A 5,748-nucleotide genomic window follows, 5' to 3' on the forward strand; every position below is an offset into this window, starting at 1 on the left:
TCGAGGGCCGGTGGACCGGCCCGGTCTGCCGTCTCAGCGGCCGCCATCACCGGGGTAGCAGTGGAACCCCTCGCCCGTGGCGACACCCAGCTTGCCCTTGTCGATGTAGCGCTCCTTGATGAGCCGGGCGAACTCCCGCTGCTTGGCATCCCCGCGCGCAGCGATGTGATGGGCCGTCGTAAGCCCGATGATGTCCAGCATCTCGAACGGGCCGTAGGACGCGCCGGTCCCGATCCGCCAGACGTCATCGACCGCGGCCGGATCGGCGACATCCTCGGTCAGCAGCTCACCCGCGGCCTTCAGCAGCGGCATGAGGAGGGAGTTCAGCACGTACCCGGGCTTCTCCTTGCGCAGGGGGATCGGCACCATCCCGATCCGCGTCGCGAAGCGCACCACGTCCGCGTAGACCTCGGGATCGGTCCGGTCGGTGCCCATGACCTCCGCGATGTTGTGCCGCCACACCAGGTTGGCGAAGTGCAGCGCCAGGAACCGCTCCGGCCGGCCCGTGCTGTCCGCGAGAGCGCTCAGCGGGAGGGCGGAGGTGTTGGTGACAAACACCGTGTGGGCCGGGGCGACGGCCCCGAGCCGGGCGAGAACGTCCTTCTTCACGGCCGGCTGTTCCGGCACCGACTCGATCACCAGGTCCGCCTCACCGGCGGCGTCGGTCAGGTCGCAGGTCAGCCTGATCCGCTCCAGCGCCTGCCGCGCCCGACCCTGCTCACCGGCCGACTCGACCTCCCCCTCGTACCTCGGCACCAGAAGCGCCAGCCGCTCCCGAGCCTGCTCCAACGCGGCTTCGTCGACGTCGTACGCCACGACATCCAGCCCGCTGTAAGCCGTGTGGAAGGCGATCTGTGAACCCAGGACACCGATGCCCAGGACGGTGATGCGGGACAGGTCGGTCATACCGTCTACTCCTCGTACGCGGTGCCCCTCCGGGAAAGAGGGCGCGGAGACGGGCCGGCCCCGAGGACCTGCGCACGACTTCCGCACGTGTGGGTGGGCCGCCCGCCAGGCACTACGACCGAGCGGGTCCAGCGGTTCAGTGCGCCGCGTCCGCCGTGGCGCCTCCCTGCCACCACCGCCGGTACAGCGGGCTGGCCAGCACGCTGACCAGAAGGCTCGTCCCAACCTGGAACGTCATGGTCAACCACCGTTCGGCCCCGTCCGCCAGCCATTCCAGCAGTATGTACGTGACCGGGAACGTCAGGATCATCGTGGCGGCGACCAGCCCGAGGGGGGCCTCCCACCGACCGCGGGAGGCCATCGTCGCGACAACGCCGGTGACCCCGACGGACAGCATCAGTACGGTGGTGAGATCCATGATCGGGTTTCCTCCCCTGGTGGTGTGCGAGACGTTCTCGTCTCACTGACAAGCATTCCGCCGCGTCCCCCGCCCCGCCTCGCCGCACAGGCGGAGATCCGGCTCTGCCCCAGGGTGGAGACGCTCCCGCCCACCGACGCCCGCCGTCCCCGCGGCACGGGCGGAACGCGTCCGCCCCGGCTCGATCCCGCACCCCCGTGAACCGTTCGGGTCACCGACCCGTTCATCGGTCATGCGGAGGCGGTAGGGCGCACCGTCCCTCCTTCTGGACCGCCACCCGCCCACCCCCTGCGTCCAGGAACAGAGAAAGACCATGGTCACCACCGTCGTCATGCCGGAACCCGACGCTCCGCTCGAACTCCGTGACGCGCCCCTGCCCGGACTGGAACCGGGCGGTGCCCTCCCTGCGCACCCTGGGCAGCGAGGTGTGCGGGACGGACGGCCACGGCTCCTCGGACAGGACGTCACGTTCCTCGACAGGTACGGCACCTGCGGCCGCTGCTGGTATCGCACCGTCGCTCACGCCACCACCCGCTGTCCGCACCACAAGGCCTACGGCATCACCCTGTCCCCCGATGACGGCCTGTACGGCGGCTGGGCCGAGGACATCCACCTCACGGCCGGAGTCCACGTGATGCCCCCGCCCGAGAGCCTGGACCGGCGGGCCTTCCTGGCCGGCGGCAGCGGCATGCCCACGGCCCCGCTTCGTGTACCTCTCCGTCGTGCTGCTGCTCGTCCTCGGCGTCGGCAAGCTCCCCGGCCTGGCGGGAGAGCGGAACCGTCGGGTGACGGCCGCGGTGGGGCTCCTGGGCCTGCTGACCGTGTTCGGCACGGCGCAGGTGACCGCGTACGGCGCCATGCCCGCGCCGGACCGGCTCAGCGACTCCACCGTCCCCGTCGCACGGCAGCTGCACTCGACGGAACCGTGCCTGCTGGTCACCGGCTACGAACCCGAGATGGGCTGGTACTCCGGCTGCGACGCGGTGACCTACGCCCAGTACCGGGCCATGACCCCGCCGGCCCGCACCCGGATCAGCCTCGTCACGTTCGAGCACGGCAGGCTCCAGCCCGACGCGGCGGGCCTGCGGCGCCTGACCGACGGGCACCGGGTCACCGTCACCAGGATCCCGACCCGGGGATCGGCCGGTGACGCCACCGTCCACACCTTGCGGTGAGGGGAACGCGGGGCCGTCCCAGGAGAAGTCGACGAGGACTCCGCCGCGGCGTGACTTCTCCACCGGTGTCCGGACGTCGGCACGCGGCCCGGTCGCGTCGGCCGGGGCCGGTGAGGTCGTGCGGCTCGGCGGCGATGCGGGACCGCTCCCGCATCCGTGACCCGCTCTCGGTGAGCCGGCCTGCCTCCTCCACGGCGGCGGAACGCTTGCGCGGCACTGGCCCACAGGAGCCGTTCCGGCCGGCCTCCGGCCGTCGCCACCAGGCCCGGCACGACCACCGTGGTCGTGCCGTCACGGCTGCCGCCCGGCGAAGCGGGACGGACCCCGCCGCCACCCGGGAGCCGGGTGGCGGCGGGGTCCGCCGGGAAGCTATACGGGCGCGCCTGTCAGCGGCGTGCCGTGGTGCGTGCGACGTGCGTCACTTGGCCTCGATCCACTTCCACACGGCCTTGGTCGAGAGGCTTTCACCGATGCTCTTCTCCAGCGACAGCGACCCGCCGTCCCACTTGGTGAGGTGGCGCTTCGCGGTCGGACTGGACTGGTAATACTTCGACGGGACGACCGTCATGTAACCGTCGGTCGCACCGGCGGGGATGTTGTGCCAGTTGCGCTGGTTGGCGTTCTGGACGTTACAGGTGCCCGTCTTCACGAAGCGGTCCTGTGCCTCCAGGCACTTGCCGGTGCCCTTGTTGTACTTCATGTCGTACTCCGGACCGGAATGGGTCCACACGGCATTGGGGCTGCTGCAGCTGCCCATGGTGACGGCACCACCCGAAGTGGCCACCAGGCACTGGTCGCCCTTCTTCAGCTTGTAGGGCACGATCTCCGGCGACGCCCCCTGGGCGCTGCCCACCGCGACGGTGGCAATCCCGACGGCCAGGGCCAGACCGCCGACGATGCCCACTACTTTGCGCACATGTCCTCCTGTGAACGTTGCCGTCGGGCCGGCTCTCCGCGAGCAAGCGGTCCACGACGAACGCTCGTCACTACGTCCCGCCGCGACAACCGGTTCACCGTCCGGGCAGGCCGGATGAACAGGTCGTCCAGCACGCCGGAGCGTGAGTACGCCGCGAGCGCGGCGACGGCTGTCGGCAGCGGCGCGCCGAAGCCGATAAGCAGGAGCCGCTGATGCCGGGCGAGCCGAAGGACCCTTTCACGCCAGCACCTCCGCACGTGGAGCGGATGCCTCGCGCACCCGCAGGTGGCCCACGAGGACGCCCTCCGGCCGGGGCCGCCGCACGTGCCAGTCGCCGTGCAGCGGTCCGCAGCGCCGCACCAGCACGGTCACCTCCGGAAGGCCGCCTCCGGTGCTGGTCGTCTCAGATCCGTTCGCCGGTGGAGTCCAGCGCGCGCCTGAGGGCCCGCAGGGCGTAGTACGACCGTGACTTGACCGTGCCGGCCGGGATGTCCAGGTGCTCGGCCACCTGGGCGACGCTCCACTGCGCGTAGTACATGAGCCGTATGATCTCCCGCTGCTGCTCGGTGAGGCCGGCCAGGGCGTGGTGTACGAGACGGCTGCGCACGATCCGGTCCGCCTGGTCGGGCACCGACAGTTCCACCTCCTCGACCGGTGTCCACTCCACGGGCCGCCGCCGCTGGGCCCGGTGATGGTCGATCACGAGGTGCTTGACCGTGGTCCACAGCCAGGGCCGGACGTCGTCCGGGCGTCCGCCCAGGTCGGTGGCGTGCCGCCAGGCGCGCACGGCGGCCTCCTGGAGGATGTCCTCGGCTCGGTGCCAGTCGCCCTGCAGCAGGCGCGCGGCATACTGCAAGACCGCCCGTCGGTGCTGCTGGTACAGCTCCGACACGAACCGTTCTCTGGCCACGCGCACGGTGTCGGCGGCGGCGTCGGCCCGACGGCCGTCGAGCGGGGTCACGTGGGGCGTCACTGTGGAGGGCATGGGAGGAGAACACCAGGTGCCCGCGCCTCATGTCCAAGATTGATATGGATCGGTATTCATCAACTATTGATATCGCAGCTGATCATGGGCCTTGTGCGGCACCTGGAGCGCTTCGTGACTGCTGCGGAAGCGTCACACTTCGGCCGGGCCGTCGCCTGCCTGGGGAGGGCACAGCCGCCCCTGTCACAGCGGATCCAGCGCCTGGAGACGGAGCGGGGAGTGCCGCTCGAACGCGTCGGCAGGCAGGTCAGCATCACCAAGGCGAGGCGGCTGCCGCTCCCGGACGCCACGAACGTGCTCGGTCCACCGCCCCGCCGGCCGGCCGCTCTGGCCGCTCATGAGCTCGACGTCGGTCCCGCTGACCGCTCTCGCCGACTTCCGCGGCATGCCGACCATGATCCGGGAGGACACCGGCCCCGATGCGTCCCGGGCACCGCTCGCCCCGCACGCCGTCTCCCGGCCGCGCGTGCTGGACCCGGCCCGCACCGACCAGGGCACACCGCGCGGCATGACCCGGCTGTTCACGGTCGTCTGGCGGGACCGGGCGGGACTGCCGGAGCTCTGCGTGGCCATGCGCCGCACCCTCGGCCTCCAGGTCCGGCCGCACCGCCCGGCCTCCGGCTTCCCCTTCGACGACGTCCGTGTCGCGGGCAAGACCGGCTGTCTGCCGACCGTACGCACGGAGGTCGGCGTCGTCACGGCGTCGTCGAAGAACCCCGACGGCGGTCGCTGCGCTGTCGGGGTCTTCACCCGCTCCGTCTCCACCGCCGCCCACCTGCCGAGCGCCGACGCGGTGATCAGCACCACGGCAGGCATGGCGGTGGACGCGCCGCGCGCCGCCCGCTGAGGGCCGGACATGGCACCGTTCGCGCCGTCCGCGGAACCGAGGCATGTGCCGCGCATCCGGGGCATCTCCGCACACCCGGAACACCTCACCGGGCCGGCCGGGCACACCGGCTGATCCCGTCACCCGCGGGCCCGCGTAGGCTCCCCCGCAGCCCCAACGGAAGGCAAGCCCCTGATACCGACCGCCCCCCTCCGCACCCGGTCCACCGTCCGCACCGGCTCCGCAGCCGCCGGGGTGCGACCGGAACCGCCGCCGGACCGTGCGGACGCCGCGCCGACGCCGTACCGCCGACGGGACGCCTCCGCCGTGCCGGCCGGGCCGACGGCGATCCGCGGGCGGCCGGTCCCGCGGCATCTGTGCCACCCTGCTCGCCCGTGTCGTCGAAGAGCGCGTTCCCCGGTGCCCGCCCGTCCCGTGTGACCCCGCCCGGACCGGCGTGAGCGGCCATTCACCCGTCGCCCCCCACCCCGGCCTTCAGCGAAAGCCCGCCCCCCCATGCCC

At 71.9% G+C, this 5,748-nt stretch carries 7 protein-coding genes and 1 pseudogene; 3 read left to right on the top strand and 5 right to left on the bottom strand.

Features of this window, described 5'->3' with window-relative positions; translation table 11 throughout:
• Positions 1 to 33: 33 nt before the first annotated feature.
• Both KUM32_RS35740 and KUM32_RS35745 read right to left on the bottom strand, forming a co-directional pair.
• On the bottom strand, positions 34 to 906 hold the full coding sequence (locus KUM32_RS35740; RefSeq protein WP_217146077.1) for a 3-hydroxyacyl-CoA dehydrogenase: 873 nt from the start codon (positions 904 to 906) through the stop codon (positions 34 to 36).
• A gap of 136 nt (positions 907 to 1,042) precedes the next feature.
• Positions 1,043 to 1,324, bottom strand: coding sequence for a hypothetical protein (locus KUM32_RS35745; RefSeq protein ID WP_217146078.1), 282 nt, complete (start codon positions 1,322 to 1,324; stop codon positions 1,043 to 1,045).
• Positions 1,325 to 2,031: 707 nt separating this feature from the next.
• On the opposite strand from KUM32_RS35745, the gene KUM32_RS35750 reads away from it, so the two are divergent.
• Positions 2,032 to 2,499 carry a hypothetical protein gene (locus KUM32_RS35750; protein ID WP_217146079.1) on the top strand — a complete coding sequence of 156 codons (468 nt, stop codon included), beginning with the start codon at positions 2,032 to 2,034 and terminating at the stop codon, positions 2,497 to 2,499.
• A gap of 418 nt (positions 2,500 to 2,917) precedes the next feature.
• On the opposite strand, the gene KUM32_RS35755 is transcribed toward KUM32_RS35750, so the two are convergent.
• From KUM32_RS35755 to KUM32_RS35760, 3 genes are all read right to left on the bottom strand, one after another.
• Positions 2,918 to 3,415, bottom strand: coding sequence for an RICIN domain-containing protein (locus tag KUM32_RS35755; protein WP_217146080.1), 498 nt, complete (start codon positions 3,413 to 3,415; stop codon positions 2,918 to 2,920).
• Between the two features lie 237 nt (positions 3,416 to 3,652).
• Positions 3,653 to 3,787: a hypothetical protein gene (locus KUM32_RS44830; RefSeq protein ID WP_302185224.1), complete on the bottom strand. Its 135-nt coding sequence runs from the start codon at positions 3,785 to 3,787 to the stop codon at positions 3,653 to 3,655.
• 31 nt (positions 3,788 to 3,818) lie between these two features.
• Positions 3,819 to 4,400, bottom strand: coding sequence for a sigma-70 family RNA polymerase sigma factor (locus KUM32_RS35760; protein ID WP_217146081.1), 582 nt, complete (start codon positions 4,398 to 4,400; stop codon positions 3,819 to 3,821).
• 84 nt (positions 4,401 to 4,484) lie between these two features.
• Between KUM32_RS35760 and KUM32_RS44250 the strand changes: the two are divergent.
• Positions 4,485 to 4,652 (top strand): annotated as a pseudogene (locus KUM32_RS44250) (LysR family transcriptional regulator); the annotation flags it as partial.
• 85 nt (positions 4,653 to 4,737) lie between these two features.
• Entirely contained in the window at positions 4,738 to 5,247 is a 510-nt protein-coding gene (locus tag KUM32_RS35770; RefSeq protein WP_217146082.1) for a serine hydrolase, read from the top strand.
• The last annotated feature ends 501 nt before the right edge of the window (positions 5,248 to 5,748 follow it).

The sequence above is a fragment of the Streptomyces sp. AC627_RSS907 genome (assembly GCF_019049165.1).